Here is a 16,267-nt window from a genome sequence, read left to right on the forward strand (position 1 = left end):
ACCCGTTGGTGAGAAAAAGCGCCCGCCCCGCAAGCTAACAGAGGGAAGTCTCAACGCTTCGGCGGAACAGCCTGCTCCCCGTTCAGGATGACCGGCGAATGACCGGTGTACTTTTCAGACGAGACGTCAGAACAGCGATGCGCCGACTGGCTGCAAGGGGTCGATAAGGAGCGTTCAAGTAAGCGGACCGTCATTCGGGAGCGCGTAGATTTGCTCAGGCTGGGTCCCGTGAAAGTAGGGCTATACGCAACTAACGATCGTGTTCCCGAAAATCCTCCAGTTGGTGTGAACGAGCGGTGGGAAACGAATCAAAACGTCAGCAGAAGCCGGTCCGTCCAATGGGGGGCAGATCTAAACGACTTACGATCAGCTTGCTTTAAACGCATCCCGTAATTGCCGCGCACGTTCTATCTCGTCGCTATGCAAATAGACAGAAGTGGTCGAAATCGACGCGTGACGCAGGTTGTCTCGAACGGAGATGAGCTGCGCGCCGCGCTCCAACGCGTGTGTTGCGTGGGTGTGCCGCATCCAATGCGGCCCTGCTTGGCGTAACTTGGCGGCGAACGCCGGGTTGTCAGACTCGATGAGGTCGGCAGTGGTCTTAAAAAAGCGTTTCAGTATGGCCCATAGGCGCACGGTGCTGAGTGCATGGGCGTCATCCGCGCTCAGGCTGGGCACGAGAGGGATCGCCGGCTGCCAGCGCTCCGGCGAGACCGGCAGTTCGCGTTCGATTAAGTATCGGTCCAGCGCGGACCGTGCAAGCGGAGGCAGCACGACCTTGCCCGCCTTTTTTCCTTTGCCGACTAGGTGCACCCAGTGGTCCGCTTGCGTATCGGTACGGACGTCACCCAGCGTAACGCCGACCAGCTCGCTCGCCCGGAGCCCCGTCGCATACCCAAAATCCAGCAGAAACCGCAGTCGCTGAGCGGCTTCGACCCTCCATCCATACGACCACTCCAGTCCATTTGCGATGGCACGAAGGAGTTGCCATTCTCCTTCCGTGAACGCGTGGGAGTTGTCGAGCGCCGCCACGCGTTCGGTCCCCCGCATTTTCACACCCGAGAAGGGATTTCCCAATACGTAGCGTTGCTCGATCAGCCATCGGTAAAGCGCTCCGAGGACCATCAGCGAGCAAGCGACCGAGCGAGGCGCCAGGTTGCCGGTAAATGGTCGCCACTGCGCCGACGAGCGCGGACGCGTGGGTCCGACCCATCGCTCTCGTGGCGTTGGACGTTTTAAGAATGCGCGATAGGCAATCGCATCCTCGGTCGTAAGCGACGAGAGGGCGCGCCCCCGCTCGACGATGGCCCACAAAATCAGACGCTCGGCCTCCTTTCGGTAGGCGCGAAGGGTGGAGGGCGACTCGTGCAGCGACAACCAGGTCTGCACGGCGTCGTAGTCGTTGTTCGCATCGAGAGCGCAGGTTTCGCGTGGTGCACGAAATACACCACACGAGCCGTCGATTTCATGGGGGAGACGGACGTTTTCCCAAGGGACGACGATGGGCACGGCGCTTGACTTGATCAGCGCACGGGCACGCTCGGTCAGCGCCGGGTACATCGCAAAAAACGCTTCGATCTGTCGGGCGCTCTCTTGGCCGAGTTTGGGCACCGCTTTCCACCATTGCCGCCGACGCGGAATGCGCAGCGTCAGTTCGGCAAGCGTCGTGATTCCATGTGCCAATAGCGCGCGGGTGGCGCGCGGCGGTAACCAGCGCTGAATGTCGTCGGTGATCGAGGGTGTTGCAACCGTGGCGATGCGGAGCGTTTCGATGGCTTGCGTCACCGCTCGTGCGCGTTTCACCCGTTCGGCCGCAGGGTGGCCGAACAGCGTGGCCAGTTCATCGCGGTGACGGGCGAGCGCACAGCGGGTGAGTTGGCGGCGGATCTCGCCGATCACACGCCGCGCGGAGACGCCTCGCGCGATGGCGTCCGGGAGATAGCGCACCACGGCCTCGCGCGTCGGCACGCCCGCGTACCAGGCGCGCAGCGCCGCGAGCGCGGCGTGATCCGGCAGGTCGACGGGCAGGTCAGCGGGCAGGTCAGCAACCGCGGACTGATCCATTCGATCGGTTCCGGCAGTCGAAGAGTGGGGGAGGGCGATCTCGCGCGTTTTCATCAACGTGAGTTGAGCGCAAAGAAACGGCTATTAGAATAAGGATAGTTATCTTAATAGCTTGCGCTTGGTGCGGTATTTCTCGAAGGGAGGCACTAATCGCTCGAGCTTACATACGTGAGCTATTGGTTGGCACCACACATGAGTTCGGGATTGTTTTCGCAGGAAACCGTATGCCCGCTTCTCTTCAACCCAAGACTTGTCGACGCTGATATCCGAGCTCTAACGAAGGACTGTCGGTCCGGCACGAGATGTTCTGTCTGATGTGTGTGCATGCTCGCTGTAACAATGCAACGGCGGCACAGAAGATTTTATTTTGAAGTTCGCGATGAAGCATTCCCCTGTGGAAATCAAATCAGGGTTGCAACTCTCGCAGCCTGCGATAGTGAATGGCGAAATTCACTTATCAGCGTTTGGACCTGGCTGGGGCTTTTGTTCTTAGATTTTGCCCGCTGCCCTAGCTATGGAAAGCCTTGGCGCAAAGGATCTTTCATCATCGAGACTCCATCTTGCGTTTCAGCTCAATCGTCAGCGCATCAGCGCGGCCGTTGCGGAAGTCAGTGCGCAGGATCGAGGCCGGCGCACCGAGCCTTCAAGCATCTAGGCACTCGCCTGTTTGGCGGCTCCGTATGGGCTGACTGTTCGCTCTCCCAGTTGACGACGCGAATTTCGTCACCCTGAGCAATTACTTCTTCCGCCGTTGGCCCGTGAGTTTCGCGATGTCGGTGGTCGGTGCACTGGTCAAAAGGCGAGGAATATCCTCGACGCGGACCCAACGGCACTTGGAGATTTCGTTGCTGGGCCGAGCCTTGGCTCGGCTCGAGATTTCGCAGGAGAACACGTGATGGTGCTTCTGCTTGCCTCGAAAATCGAAGAGATACTTTGCCGACTTCCCGGAAAGTCGCGTTTCTTCTCGAAGTTCTCGAAGTGCGGCGTCCGAAAGATGCTCTCCGCGTTTCAGGATCCCGCCCGGCAATGCCCACTTCGACCGAGTTCGCGCGACCAGGAGAATTCGATTGCCTCTGCGGCAAATGACTGCGGCGCGTTCTTCAAAACTGAGCTCCCACTTTTCTCTTAGACATCTTCGAGGTGCGCTCAAAGCGCCAACCGGTCGGGCAGTGCTTGATATAACCGAACATGCTAATACATAACCCATATACACGGCGACCCGTCGACAAGAGAGCGGCCTACACGCCACAACGTGAAAAGCGGGGCGTTGCGAGCGCGCGGTTGCGCCTCCGGTCAAGGCTATTTGTTCGGCAAAGCAACCGCTCACACGGAGGTTCGGGTGGTGCTCATGGAGAACGAGAGAGCTCACCTATCGGCCACCGCCCGCAATACCCGAGTGATGGGCCCAGAGCCGGTTTTGTGGTGTATTCAACCAGAGGTAAAAGTTGTCTTCGCTTCGATAGTCGCACCGTTCAAGGGCCGACGCGGCCGGCGAGTTTCCTCTTTCGTTACACATCTAACGTCCGCGATTGAAGGAAGCGATGTCCAAAACCTGCCAATCAATACCGCTAGGTTGATCGGATGCGGCGTTATGCAGAACAGTTCGGACTCTTGTGAAGGTCATGTTTTTATCAACGCAGTGTCGTAACAAGAGCATGGCGCAGTTGTTCTAAACGTAATTGGAATAAATGGTGGTCGCCAGGGCGATGGAGTACCTCTTGTCAACCTTTTTTCAGACACGGACTGATTGATGCGCAGCAACCCAGAGCGACGTCTTGTCGTATGCAACCTTTCAGGACATTACAGTTTACGTTTCAATTGCCGATAACAGGTTAACACCTTGCATGAGGTGTAGGTGCGCATCGCGCCTCGTCCCCCCGTCGAATACTTTGGAATGAAAATGAAGAGTCTGACTATTCGGGCGCGGCTCGCGCTCACCATGAGCTTCCTGGGCGTGCTGCTTAGCTTATCTGTCGGGTTTGGTTTATATGGCATGGCGACGATCAAGGCGTCCGCGAGGGATGTGAGTCTAAGCACTTTGCCGTCCGTCAATGCCCTTGGTGTCTCGGATGTGTATCTGAATCGTGCGCGTGTGCTGCTCGACCGCTTCGCGCTCGACCGCGACGGCGCGGAATCGGCTGACTTACGCGCTCGTGCGGAAAAGGCCGTGGCCGATTCCGACGAGTGGTACAAGAAGTATGACGTCATCCCCCGTGGCGCGGACGAAGACGTCCTCGCTAAAGACGTGGTGGACAGCCGCGTCCAGATGCGCAAAGCACTCGAAGGATTCGGCGCCGCTATCGAAAAGCGCGATCAGGCCGAGGTCGTCCGCTATGCGCAGAAATATGTGCCCGATGCCTACAATCGCACGAGCGACGCATTCAAAAAGCTTAAGGAATTTCAGCTGACGGATGCAGCGCACCAAGAGGAGGAAAACGACAACAGCTATGCGACTGTGCGTATCGTCGGCTTCATTTCGCTCTTCGTGGGTATTGCGGGTGCGGCGTTCGGATGGTTTTTTCTGCGTCGCGCGATCATGTCGCCGCTCGCTGATGCACTCGCGCATTTTGAGTATATCGCAGCAGGCGATCTGACGCGTACGGTCACGATCAAAACCCATGATGAAATGGGCCAGTTGCTCTCGGGCGTCGCCGCCATGAAGGAGAAGCTAGCGGCAACGGTAGGCTCCGTACGCACGAGCAGTGAAGCAATTGCTAGCGCGAGCAAGCAGATCGCGGCGGGCAACACTGATCTGTCATCGCGTACCGAACAGCAGGCCGCGTCGCTGCAGGAAACGGCCGCGAGCATGGAAGAACTCACCGCCACGGTCAAGCAAAATTCCGAGAGTGCGATGCAGGCGAGCGGCCTCGCCGACAACGCGAACGCCGTCGCCAACGAAGGTGGCGCCATCGTTGGTAAGGTTGTCGAGACCATGGCGGGCATCGAGCAGAGTTCGGCCAAGATCGCGGAGATCATTGGCATGATCGAGAGCATCGCATTCCAGACCAACATTCTTGCGTTGAACGCCGCTGTCGAAGCGGCTCGCGCAGGTGAGCAAGGTCGCGGCTTTGCCGTTGTCGCCAGCGAAGTGCGCAGCCTCGCGCAGCGTTCGTCGAGTGCGGCGAAGGAGATCAAGGAGTTGATCGAGACGTCGGGTGACCGCGTGCAGGCGGGCTCGGAACTCGTTGCCCGCGCCGGGGAAACGATGCAGAAGGTTGGCACGGCAATTCAACGCGTGACCGACATCATGGGCGAAATCGCCTCGGCATCGCATGAGCAGACGCGCGGTATCGAGCAAGTGAATCAGGCCATCTCGCAGATGGACGAGGTCACACAGCAGAACGCGGCACTCGTCGAAGAGGCGGCCGCAGCGGCCGGATCGCTGGAAGATCAAGCTGAGCGATTGCGCACAACCGTCGCCGTGTTTCGCACTGGCCCCAAAGTCGTTGCTGCGACCGAGGCAGAAACTGCCCTCCTGCACAATACCACGCGCGTCTAGTCGCACGATCGCGAAGGCGCAAGCGCCGAAGGAATTCAAAACGCCTGCAGCGGAGGTCGTTGGAGGGGACTGGGCAACGTTTTGAGCGAGTGATCAGGCAAAGGACGCAGGCTCTACGTGAAAGCCGTTTGCATGCAATTCTGAATTGCATGCGACGTAGCCGTGATGTTACGGGTTAGGGAACGTCTGCATAAATCGCGCAAGAACGTTTGGTCGTCAAACCCAATCTTAGATTGGCTTGTTTCATGCCCAAATCGTCGCAGTCATCAGTCTATTTGACAATTCAATCGTAAGCGGCTGGCGAAGGCATCTTGAACTGACGCAGTAGGCTTGGGAGCACCGTGTCCACTGATATGACTTTCCTGTAAGCGCGCGACTTCCCCGCAGTGCGGAGAGAACTGAGCTGGACACACATTAAGACGCTCATTATGTCGACGACCCGCTAAAGCGCGAGTTTTACCTCGAGCTCTGTCGGCTCGAACGCTGATCATCCCGGCAATTGCAGGAGCGCATGGATTCGATGCTCTTCGAGCGCAGTGCGATTTCGCGGAAATCCACAGACGCGATCCGGCATGATCTGGCGCAAATGCGGCAGGAGCGGCACGTGCAGCCGGACGTGCTGTTGAAAGACCCGTATGTGCTGGACTTCCTCGGCCTGAACGATCACTACCTCGAAAAGGATCTCGAAGACGCCATCCTGCGCGAGATGCAGCGATTCCTGCTTGAACTCGGTGCTGGCTTCAACGTTGTGGCCCCCCAGAAGCGGCCGCAGATTGATAACGATGATTTCTACATCGATCTGCTTTTCTGCAACCGCAAGCGGCTCGTGGCCATCGAACTGAAGCTCGGCTCATTCAAGGCTGAATACAAGAGCCAGATGGAACTGTATCTACGCTGGCTGGCGAAACACGAACAGGAACCGGACGAACTGCCGCCACTCGGCATTATCCTTCGCGCCGGCAAGAAACATAGCAGATCGAACTGCTCGAACTGGACAGGAGCGGCATCCACGTCGCTGAATACCTGACCGTGCTGCCTTCACGCGAGACCTTGCAGGCCAAACTTCACCAGTCCATCGAGGCAGCGCGGCTGCGGTTGTGGGCCAAGCCGGAAAAATGAGGTTTTAGCGTGCTTCCCCCAGCGCGCCGATCGCGGAACCGTTGAGACATAACCGCTGAGACATAAGCCCGGAGCGATGAACGGTTTGCAGCGGAGAGAGCTTTCACTGCAATGCGCGAATACGACGGCAACCGCTGCCGCTACTACTTTTACTTCAAAAACGCTTTTACTTTTACTTCATCGGACGGCTACCGAAGATACGCGCCACGGTCGGCGACTGCGACGCTCGCCGCCGACTGGCCGGTGCGTCTTACGGGCCGGGGTTTTAGCGAGACCTAGATTTGAGTGTACCTGTTCGGACACTAAAAATGAAGGGTATGATAGTTACAGCTATCCACCCCTTCATTTGCGGACACGGGCCCTAATTAAGGGGAATTTTGCGTTCTTGCGCCGCTCGGGACTTGAACGGCGCTCTGAACGGTCGATGACCTGCGGCGACTCGGCTCGCCCGGCTTCAGAGCCGGTTCGCTTGCCTGTAGCGTCGCCGGCTCTTCAGGACTTCGTGATCGAGCCGACAAAGGAGGCGCCGGGCGACAAAAGCTTGTCTGCGCCAGACGCGGTTCCGTCGACCGTGATGACCGATCTGACGGGCCTGGATGGCATTTCTCCAATAGCAGAGGCGCTGCTTAAGACCCTGGCCGGAAAAGCACGGACGGGGCGGCTGAACGAGCCGCAAGCACTCCTGCTTCTGCAGCAAGTGGTGCTGCTGTAGGACCATGTTGGCAACACCGAAACGATAAATTAATAGCTGCGATAATTGGGGGCCTGACGTTCGCGATCTTCGTCAACCGTAGAAACGGCAGTCGCCGCGACATTACAGGAAGCCCCGTCAGCGGGCGAAGCGGAGCGCTGACACGTGGGATCACTCTTGTCGGCCCCGCTTGCGGTCCGCGTCAGAGTCTCAGTGCCCCGCTTCTCGAGGGATCAGGTTGTTGACAATCGTCTTTCCGCTCTCTTCTCGCCGAGCAACGTCCAGAGCGATCTGGATTTGGTCCTCACTTGACGCTACCATCCAGGGTGATTTGATGATCCCTTGCAACAACAATAATACCCGATGAATCTAGATGCTTAGCGGATGACAATGCCTTTCGCACGGCCTTTTCTACTTGCCAATTCGCTCGCCGCGCTTGTTTCTTGGCTGGCAGTGCCGTCCCCGTGGGGGCTGTCACCGACTCAGTTTGCGCGACCGTAGCCGCACTAAACATCATTGCGGCCATGGCGGCCAATACGGCAATTAACGAACGTTTCATGAGTTCGTCTCTGGTCTATTGAACTGGCATGGGGGGGCAAAGTTAATTTCTCGGCGGCTGCGGGTTTGCATAGACAGCGCGTCTGTGTTCTCCGACCTTTCCCTCCTACTGACATTACCTCGTGATCAAAGTGCTTTCTTTCGCGAACTTCAGCGCGTTTTAGATTTAGCACGTTCCTCGATCAGCAGATCGTTGAATATCGTTGTACGAGGGCAGTGGGTATCTGAACCCTTCTCGGACAGCTTAAGCCCGCCGCACGCGGGCTTTATTTGACGCCCGGCGCCGTCGAAGTACAAAGTGGGTCTGCTCGACACCTTCGACGATGAAAAGAAGCTCCTGGTTTTTTGCGCATGGAGAAGTGGCTGGATGACCGGCCGCATCATCCGGGCGAAGCCGCCAAACAGCTACTCATCAACCTCTACGAACAACGAGCTGATTCGCGGTGAATTTTGACTGGGTGGCCGCACGGTCGATTTCGCTGACATCCGTATGCCGGTGGTGAACGTCTTTGCAAAGGACGACCACGTCAGTCCGCCGAAAACGACTCAGGCATTGAGAGATGCAGCGGGTAGCGACGACTATCAGGAGTTTTGCCTCGACGGTGGGCATGTCGGCGTTTTTGTCAGCGGCAAGTCGCAGGGCGTGCTCGGCAAAGGCATCGTCCAGTGGCTGCACGAGCGTGATGGTGCGCCAGCCTGACCCTCGCTCTGACCCGAACCCGACGCGATGCAAACCGAACTGAAGCAGGTCTCCGTCATCGGCCGAGGTGGATTTCACAAGCTCGCCCATGCCGAGTGGGGGCGCCGAAGGCCGAGCACACCGTCGTCTGTGTTCACGGCGTGTCTCACACCGGGCCTGGGGTTTCGACATGCTCGCGGCTGCACTTGAGGCTAAGGGCGTGCGAGTCATCGTGCCCGACCTTCCAGGGCGTGGCCGTAGCGAGTGACTCGCGTCGCCCGTCCACGATACGGACCGCGCCTATGTCCGTGCGGTGTCGACGGTGGTTGCCCGGCTTCATGTCGATCAGGTGGACTGGGTGGGCACGTCCCTCGGTGGGCATATCGGCATGTTGATGGCGTCGGAATCCGGCACGCCGGTACGAAAGCTTGTGCTCAATGATTTTGGCGCACGCGTGTTGGCTGCGGCACTGCGCAGGGTCGGCGGTTATCTGAAGCGTCAGTGGCATTTTGCGTCGTTCGACGACGTGGAAGCGCATCTGCGCGAAGTCCATGCGCCGTTTGGCAAACTCAGCGACGCGCACTGGCGTCTCTCGCGCAGCACAGCGCCGTCCCGAACGGCAAAGGTGGCTTCTAATTTCACTTCGATTCCAGGCATTGGCGTGCGCTTTTCGAGGATTGCCCGGTGCTGATCTTGCGTGGGGAAGACTCCGACTTGCACTCGCGCAGCACCGTGGACGCGATGCTCAAACTTGGCCAGGCAGCGAGCGACGGTCGGGTCACCGCGTGCGACTTTCCCCACTGTGGACATGCGCCAGCGTTGATGGACGGGGCGCAGATCGGTGTCATCAAAAATGACCTCTCAACCGACTAGCTGACGCTTAATAAGTGATCCGAGACTGCCATGATTCGAGACAAGGTCGTTATCGCCGATGAGGCTATCGCGTTGATACGCGACGGCGATGTCGTGAGTTGCTCAGGGCTTGTCGGCATCCGCACGCCCGAGGAGCTGATCACGGCGCTCGAGCGGCGCTTCGTCGATACCGACGGGGTCCACGAAAATTCGCCCTGCCACCACGCACTCGTCGTTGCTCGCGGGCCCGATGGCATTGCTTGCCGGTGACGCGATGGACCGCTCCGACGTGCAAGCCGTCGCCATTCTCGGCTACAACTGACCCGGGGGCATGAGTCAGGAACGAACGGACTTTTCAGTCTGGAACCAACTCTTGAACGCGCGTGAAGGAATTCGGGGTTTCCGCGTGCGCTCTAACGACGCGCCGCAGCGTGGCGAGAAGGCTGCGCCTCGTCCAGCTACGCCCGGACAGTTGATTCACTTTCCACAGGAATGCAGGATGATGTTGAGCAAGACAACCATTTCGCAATTTGTCAGATCTAGTTCAACCTGGTATCTCAGCAAATGACAACAGGACAAGGACAGCAAGTCCCACCGAAGGACCAACCGATATATCCGCACTTAGGCCGTACTGAATTCTGCGCGACAGAGACGAAGTGCGTTGGCGGTTAGCTTAGCTTACCCACCAAGAAGAATAATCAACTGTACGCAGCGGAGCTCACAGCGCAAACTGGCCTCACAAGATGGCTATTAGCCGAATAAGCACGGAGACAACTTTCTATGAGCCCGTCCACCGTAATGGTGGCGTGTGCCGCGCCAACCTGCTATTGATCGGGACGCTTTCCGAACAACAGTCAAACCTCAAAGCGCTATCTCGTGCGGAGCGAGATGTCAAAGAGGCTCGGTGCCACCAACGAGTTTGTACTGAGACAGCCTCTGATTCGCCAGCAGAAGGCGAAGTTTATTCGTTCCTTATGTGCGCATCAACAGCAGCTATCGGCAAGCAGCCGTGCGCTGCGTGGGCGTTCAACACCGGCGACTGCGGTAACACTCTCCCGCGCGGCGTCGTGATGAGCTTCTATACGAGTGACTGTCTGGTGGTCTTATCAGGGGACTTCGGATGAGCAATAGAGTGAATGCTGGTGCGCGGCTTGATCGCCTTCCGATCGGCCCTTTCCATACGCGCGTCTTATGGCTAATCGGAATGGGTATGTTCTTTGACTCATTCGATAATACGCTTTCAAGTTCGGTCCTTGCCGCAATGCTCAAAAGCGGCTGGTCAACGTTGCAGCTGAATTCCGTTTTCATGTCGTCAACGTTCGTTGGCCTGACAATTGGTGCTGCACTCGCAGGCTGGTTGAGCGACAAGTTTGGACGCCGCTTCGCCTACCAGTTCAACCTTGCGATCTTCGGTGGAATGGCGCTTGTGTCGGCACTCGCCCCATCGATGCCGTGGCTCATCGCTGCTCGCTTCATTATGGGCATTGGGATGGGTGCTGAGTACGTCATGGGGTACGGCCTCATCATCGAATTTGTTCCTCCGTCGCATCGCGGCAGATACCTGGGCAAACTCGCGCTAATTGGAGGCTCGGGTGTCTTCGTTACAGCAGTGGTCGCAACATTGGTTGTTCCTTGGATCGGATGGCGCCCAATGTTCGTGATTGGCGGTATTGGTACCCTTTGGGTCTGGTGGATGCGTCGTCACCTCCCCGAGTCACCCCGTTGGTTGGAACGTGTGGGTCGCCATGCTGAGGCGGAAGAGATTATGCGGGCGATCGAAAAAGACGCCGGCATTACGACGCCGCTTTCGCCTGCTCCGCAATTTACAGCGCCGGCCAACGAGCCGCATTGGGTACCACTTTCCACGCTTTTCTCGAGGACCGTCATCCGGCGTACCTTGCTTGCTATCGTGGTCAACGTTGTCTGTCTGTTTGGATCGTATAGTCTCACCGGATGGATGCCAACTTTCTTCGTCAAGCAAGGTATGAGCGTTACCCATTCGCTGGGCTTCACGGCGGCAATGATGGGCGGCTGGATTGCGGGACCGCTGTTCCTTTCGTACGTCTCCGACAAGATGGGACGGCGTACCGCGATCATGGTCTTCGCGGGCGTGTGCGCGTGCCTGGGAGCGATCTACCCGTTCCTCACATCCGCAACAGCGATCATTTCGTGCGGCTTCCTGCTCGTATCGTCAGTGGCAATCTTCCTGACCCTGGGTCTGGGTATGACACCAGAAATGTTTCCGACGGAATATAGATTCCGTGGGGGCGGCGTGGCTCAAATGTTTGGACGGCTTGGTTTGATTGGTTCGCCCTTCATCGTGCTCGAGTTATTCAACCGCTTCGGAATCTCGGGCGTTGTTTTCGCCATCTCTGGAGCGTATGTCTTCATCGCGATTCTGATTATGGTGGCTGGTATCGAGACCAATCAACAATCTCTCGAGGCATTGGAGCCTGAGGAATTGCCTGAGGCGGATACTGCGCTCGCGTCGACCACGACTCGACGCTAGCAAACGACGCGATTACGACGTATCAGGCAATGCGCTAGGCGCCCCAGCGGGGGCGCTCATACGGCCTAGTAGCAACTAAAAAGTGAGTTGTCTGCATCAAATTGACGGCTAAAAAATTGAAGAGGAAATTCGGACATGCGCGGTATCGTCTTTCGCGGTGACTCGACTCTCGAACTTGCAACTTTCCCGGATCCAACCCCGGGCGTCGGTGAAGTTGTTCTCGAAATCAAGGCTTCCGGGATGTGCGGAAGCGACCTGCACTGGTATCGTCGTCCGGCTGGAGAAGTTCCGGCGGTCATTGCCGGTCATGAGCCGTGTGGAGTGGTCGTCGCAGTCGGCCCGGGCGCGGCTGGACCTCATGCACGGATTGGCGCACGTGTGATGGTGCATCACTACAGCGGATGCATGGGTTGCCCGGAGTGCCGTTCAGGATGGCCGCAGATGTGCCGAACCGCACCGATCACGGTGTATGGAACGGACGCTCATGGCGCACACGCTCCTTACATGAAAGTTCGGGCCGATACGCTCGTTCCGCTGGACGAGCGGCTCAGCTTCGAGGCAGGCGCCGCCATATCGTGTGGAACCGGTACAGCCTCGGGCGCATTTGAGCGCATCGACCTATCTGGCCGCGATACCGTTGCGGTGTTTGGTCAGGGGCCCGTGGGGCTATCCGCAACGATGCTTGCAAAGGCTCAAGGCGCTCGCGTCATCGCACTTGATATCGATGAAAGTCGCCGCAAAACGGCAAGAGAATTCGGCGCCGATGCGGTGATCAATCCCCTCGACGGACCGGTTGCCGAGGCAATTCGGGAGCTGACCGGTGGCAAAGGCGTAAGCGTTGCGTTGGAAACATCGGGAGCTGCTGCGGCAAATCGGGACGCACTTGACTCAGTAGGCCCTTGGGGCACCGTGTGTCTGGTCGGGATCGGCTCGGAATTCAGCCTGTCGCTGGCCAAGTATCTACGCACTCAAGTTCGCATTCTGACGTCGTGGACGATGTCGGTCCAGGGACAGCGGGCATGCGCGGACTTCGTCGTAGACCGGGGACTCAATCTCGACGCATTGTTCACCGACCGTTGGCACTTGGATCAAGCGCAAGAAGCTTATCAAGTCTTTAACCGTCAAAGTGGCGGCAAGGGCGTGTTCTTGATGTAGTCGCGGCGTTCGTAAGTGCCAGTCGCTCCACAGGAATATAGATAATAGGGAATCGAATGAGCACTACCAGAGCAGAAGCGGCCAGACGGTATCCGAAGTTGGGCCAGCTCATCGCAGGTAAGATGAGATACGCAAGCGGTCAACCGTCCTTGAATGTCATTGATCCCACGACTGGCTTGGCTCTCGGTCCTGTGCCGATGGCGACGGATGGCGACGTTGATGAAGCGCTTGCTGCAACGAGCAAGGGTTTCAACACCTGGCGAAATACATCTGCGTTTGAGCGCAGCAAACTTATGCGGCGCGTTGCGGACCGTATGCGCGAGCGAGCGGAAGCCCTGGCTGTACTCTTGGTCCTGGAATTAGGTAAGCCGTGGAATGAGGCGCTTGGAGAGGTCGAAGTGGCGGCTGGGATGTGGGAGTGGGCGGCTGAGGAGGGTAGACGCGCGTACGGGCGCGTCATACCGTCAAGAGAATTAAACGCGCGCCAGATGGCGCTTGTTGAACCTGTGGGTCCTGTCGCCGCCTTCGTCACCTGGAATGGGCCGCTAGTTACGCCCTCACGAAAGATGTCAGGCGCGCTGGGCGCGGGCTGTTCAATCGTGCTTCGCGCTTCCGAAGAGGTACCGGCATGCGCGTTCGCGCTAGGCCAGATTGTGTACGAATGCGGTCTGCCAACTGGCGTGCTGTCGGTGCTTGCAGGCGAACCCGTGATGATGTCCAACAAGTTGCTCGGAAGTCCTGTGGTGCGTGCCGTTACGTTTACCGGTTCGACCGCCGTTGGGAAGTTGCTGTCGCAACAGGCCGTCGCACACATGAAGCGTCCGATCATGGAGTTAGGCGGTCACGGACCCGTGTTGGCTTTCGAGGGTATTGACGTTCAAACATTCGCCAAACGCGCGGTTGCCGCCAAGTTCGCCAACTCGGGACAGGTCTGTTTCGCCCCTACACGCTTCTATGTGCAACGCTCAATCTACGCGGATGTTGTGGACGCTATGACCGCGGAGGCGAAGCAGATCGTCGTGGGGTGTGGCTTTGATTCAACGACGCAGATGGGGCCACTGAAAAGCGAAAGACGTCTCAATGCAATCGAGGATCTCGTTGCCGATGCCAAGCGGCGCGGGCTGAGCATTACAACCGGCGGAAACAGAATCGATCGCCCGGGGTTTTTCTACGAACCCACTATTGTTGCCGATGTGACCATTGACGCAAAGCTGTCGAACGACGAGCCGTTTGGCCCGATCGCAGCATTAACGTCCTTCGATACGTACGATGAAGCAATAGCCTTATCGAACCGACTGCCGTACGGCCTCGGCGCTTACGTGCACGCCCGCGAATTCGAAACGCTCCACCGCGCGGTCAATGACCTCGAAGTGGGCAATGTTATTTGCAACGGCTGGCGCGTCACTTATCCGGAAACGCCCTTCGGCGGTCATAAAGAGAGCGGGATGTTTTCGGAAGGCGGCATCGAAGGTCTTCGGGCGTTCCAGAACGTCAAGTACGCGTCATTTTCATAATGTGGGCGGAAGTCAGCCAAACTTACCGCGCCGTCGAGGAAATCGAACTGTACTTAAACAACTGGGTCGCGCAGAATCAAAACGACGATAAGCCCTGATTTACCGAGCAACTCTTTCATGAACGACGAACTGGACCTCTGCCATTACTTTGCCGAATTCGCAGCGAATACACGCTACGAAGATCTGCCCGACGACGCCATCGAAGCCGCGAAGAAGACGATTCTTGACACGTTGGGCGTGACACTGGCTGCAAGCGGAATGGAGCCTGCGGTGAAAGCGTTGGTAGAACTGCTGGAACAAAGCGGCGGAAGCGCAGAGAGCACGGTTCTGGGTTTCGGAAGCAAACTGCCGGCAATTTCGGCAGCATTTGCTAACGGTTCAATGGCTCACTGTTTGGACTTCGACGACCAGACTCCGTGGGGCGCACACGCAGCGAGCTCGATTGTACCATCTGTTTTTGCATTGGCGGAACGCATGGGCGGGGTGTCTGGCAAGAAGATCATCACCGCCGTCGCCATTGGCCAAGATCTTTTCGCACGCCTGCGCTGCAATGTCGGCTGGAATCAAAACTGGAATTTGTCGTCCATGGTCGGCGCATTCTCCGCGACCGCGTCAGCCGCTCATGTACTCGGACTGTCTGCCAGGCAGACCGCCCATGCGTTTGGTATTGCGAGCCAGCAGTCGTGCGGGACGATGGAAGTGATCTTTGCAACGGGCAGTGACTTGCGTGGCATGTACGCCGGCTTTACTGCGAAAGGTGTTGTCATTGCCGCCTTGCTCGCGCAGAAGGGAATTACGGGCATCGACACGTTGTTCGAAGGAAAGGCCGGGATATTCAAGGTCTATTTCGGCGGGAAGTACGACCGCGAAAAAATGCTCGATGGGTTGGGCGAGCAGTTTCTCGGAAGCACGACCCTCTATAAGGCGTGGCCCGCAGTCGGAAATTCCCACACCTATATCCACGCCGTCATCGAGTTGATGAAGGAGAAGCAGATTGCTGCGAAGGACATCGAGACGATTCGAACCTATGTCGGCGATTTCACGTACACCATGTGCACGCCACTCGACGTTCGCCGCGCGCCGGCCACGCTCGTTGATGCAAAGATGAGCTTGCCGTTCATCGTGGGCGTCGCGGCGAGCAAAGGAAAAATGGACATAGCCGATTTTACTGAGAAGACGCTGAAGGATCCCCATGTACTCGCGATGGCGTCCAAGGTGACGCCAGTACAGGACCCGAGCCAGAATTGGACGTTCAAGCTGCCTGACGGCCGAATCGAGATTGCAACGAAAGACGGGCAGGTGTTCGAGCGACTCGGAGACAAGGTGCCGGGTAGCCCCGAAGCACCGCTTACCTGGCAGCAGCTCTCCAAGAAGTTTGCAAGTTGCGCATCCGTCGCGACTGTGGCTCCGTCAGACGCGGGCATCGAAAAGGCTCAACAATTGGTCCGCCAGCTCGAAACGGTCGTTGACGCTACTGACGTACTGCGAGCCGTAGCCGAAAGGTCTTAGCAGGGAATGAACCGCGTGAAGCGGTGTTATTCGTCAGCGCAAAGGGAAATGTGTATTTAACGCAGGAATCCTAATGGTTCCAACGAATTTGAATTTGCGCCGTCGGGCGCATCCGCAA

13 protein-coding genes and 1 pseudogene are annotated in these 16,267 nt (G+C 57.7%); 11 read left to right on the forward strand and 3 right to left on the reverse strand.

The features are described 5' to 3' along the window. Positions 1-366: 366 nt before the first annotated feature. Positions 367-2,064 (reverse strand): site-specific integrase, encoded by a 1,698-nt coding sequence (locus tag AC3D25_RS01400; RefSeq protein ID WP_488886728.1) that lies wholly within the window; start codon positions 2,062-2,064, stop codon positions 367-369. A gap of 736 nt (positions 2,065-2,800) precedes the next feature. After that, positions 2,801-3,148 (reverse strand): NUDIX hydrolase, encoded by a 348-nt coding sequence (locus AC3D25_RS01405; protein ID WP_488886984.1) that lies wholly within the window; start codon positions 3,146-3,148, stop codon positions 2,801-2,803. Positions 3,149-3,964: 816 nt separating this feature from the next. Between AC3D25_RS01405 and AC3D25_RS01410 the strand changes: the two genes are divergently transcribed. The 3 genes and pseudogenes from AC3D25_RS01410 (at position 3,965) to AC3D25_RS01420 (ending at position 7,394) form a co-directional block, all read left to right on the forward strand. Continuing rightward, positions 3,965-5,563, forward strand: a complete 1,599-nt coding sequence (locus AC3D25_RS01410; protein WP_488886729.1) for a methyl-accepting chemotaxis protein — start codon at positions 3,965-3,967, stop codon at positions 5,561-5,563. Between the two features lie 383 nt (positions 5,564-5,946). Continuing rightward, a pseudogene (locus tag AC3D25_RS01415) lies at positions 5,947-6,682 on the forward strand (PDDEXK nuclease domain-containing protein); the annotation flags it as partial. A gap of 502 nt (positions 6,683-7,184) precedes the next feature. Then, positions 7,185-7,394 carry a hypothetical protein gene (locus AC3D25_RS01420; protein WP_488886730.1) on the forward strand — a complete coding sequence of 70 codons (210 nt, stop codon included), beginning with the start codon at positions 7,185-7,187 and terminating at the stop codon, positions 7,392-7,394. Positions 7,395-7,677: 283 nt separating this feature from the next. Here AC3D25_RS01420 and AC3D25_RS01425 read toward each other — a convergent pair whose 3' ends face one another. Continuing rightward, the gene (locus AC3D25_RS01425; protein WP_488886731.1) at positions 7,678-7,932 is read right to left on the reverse strand and encodes a BON domain-containing protein; all 255 of its coding nucleotides are present in this window, start codon (positions 7,930-7,932) and stop codon (positions 7,678-7,680) included. 297 nt (positions 7,933-8,229) lie between these two features. On the opposite strand from AC3D25_RS01425, the gene AC3D25_RS01430 reads away from it, so the two are divergent. The 8 genes from AC3D25_RS01430 to AC3D25_RS01465 all read left to right on the forward strand — a co-directional run bounded on the left by AC3D25_RS01430 (position 8,230) and on the right by AC3D25_RS01465 (position 16,149). Beyond that, the gene (locus tag AC3D25_RS01430; RefSeq protein WP_488886732.1) at positions 8,230-8,385 is read left to right on the forward strand and encodes a hypothetical protein; all 156 of its coding nucleotides are present in this window, start codon (positions 8,230-8,232) and stop codon (positions 8,383-8,385) included. A gap of 36 nt (positions 8,386-8,421) precedes the next feature. Continuing rightward, positions 8,422-8,631, forward strand: coding sequence for a hypothetical protein (locus AC3D25_RS01435; RefSeq protein WP_488886733.1), 210 nt, complete (start codon positions 8,422-8,424; stop codon positions 8,629-8,631). Positions 8,632-8,968: 337 nt separating this feature from the next. Further along, on the forward strand, positions 8,969-9,301 hold the full coding sequence (locus AC3D25_RS01440; protein ID WP_488886734.1) for an alpha/beta fold hydrolase: 333 nt from the start codon (positions 8,969-8,971) through the stop codon (positions 9,299-9,301). Between the two features lie 212 nt (positions 9,302-9,513). Further along, positions 9,514-9,732: a CoA-transferase gene (locus AC3D25_RS01445; protein WP_488886735.1), complete on the forward strand. Its 219-nt coding sequence runs from the start codon at positions 9,514-9,516 to the stop codon at positions 9,730-9,732. 940 nt (positions 9,733-10,672) lie between these two features. Beyond that, positions 10,673-11,971 (forward strand): MFS transporter, encoded by a 1,299-nt coding sequence (locus AC3D25_RS01450; RefSeq protein ID WP_488886736.1) that lies wholly within the window; start codon positions 10,673-10,675, stop codon positions 11,969-11,971. A 135-nt stretch (positions 11,972-12,106) separates the two neighbouring features. After that, positions 12,107-13,126 (forward strand): zinc-dependent alcohol dehydrogenase family protein, encoded by a 1,020-nt coding sequence (locus AC3D25_RS01455; protein WP_488886737.1) that lies wholly within the window; start codon positions 12,107-12,109, stop codon positions 13,124-13,126. 56 nt (positions 13,127-13,182) lie between these two features. Beyond that, positions 13,183-14,640, forward strand: a complete 1,458-nt coding sequence (locus AC3D25_RS01460) for an NAD-dependent succinate-semialdehyde dehydrogenase (RefSeq protein ID WP_488886738.1) — start codon at positions 13,183-13,185, stop codon at positions 14,638-14,640. 117 nt (positions 14,641-14,757) lie between these two features. Next, entirely contained in the window at positions 14,758-16,149 is a 1,392-nt protein-coding gene (locus AC3D25_RS01465; protein WP_488886739.1) for an MmgE/PrpD family protein, read from the forward strand. The last annotated feature ends 118 nt before the right edge of the window (positions 16,150-16,267 follow it).

Source organism: Caballeronia sp. SL1002 (assembly GCF_057814995.1).

What these genes read in the sequence shown, in the direction of transcription:
- AC3D25_RS01410 (WP_488886729.1), top strand. Translation starts at nt 3,965, where the DNA reads ATGAAGAGTCTGACTATTCGGGCGCGGCTCGCGCTCACCATGAGCTTC.
- AC3D25_RS01400 (WP_488886728.1), bottom strand. Translation starts at nt 2,064, where the DNA reads ATGGATCAGTCCGCGGTTGCTGACCTGCCCGCTGACCTGCCCGTCGAC.
- AC3D25_RS01435 (WP_488886733.1), top strand. Translation starts at nt 8,422, where the DNA reads ATGCCGGTGGTGAACGTCTTTGCAAAGGACGACCACGTCAGTCCGCCG.
- AC3D25_RS01465 (WP_488886739.1), top strand. Translation starts at nt 14,758, where the DNA reads ATGAACGACGAACTGGACCTCTGCCATTACTTTGCCGAATTCGCAGCG.
- AC3D25_RS01455 (WP_488886737.1), top strand. Translation starts at nt 12,107, where the DNA reads ATGCGCGGTATCGTCTTTCGCGGTGACTCGACTCTCGAACTTGCAACT.
- AC3D25_RS01425 (WP_488886731.1), bottom strand. Translation starts at nt 7,932, where the DNA reads ATGAAACGTTCGTTAATTGCCGTATTGGCCGCCATGGCCGCAATGATG.
- AC3D25_RS01460 (WP_488886738.1), top strand. Translation starts at nt 13,183, where the DNA reads ATGAGCACTACCAGAGCAGAAGCGGCCAGACGGTATCCGAAGTTGGGC.
- AC3D25_RS01450 (WP_488886736.1), top strand. Translation starts at nt 10,673, where the DNA reads ATGTTCTTTGACTCATTCGATAATACGCTTTCAAGTTCGGTCCTTGCC.
- AC3D25_RS01445 (WP_488886735.1), top strand. Translation starts at nt 9,514, where the DNA reads ATGATTCGAGACAAGGTCGTTATCGCCGATGAGGCTATCGCGTTGATA.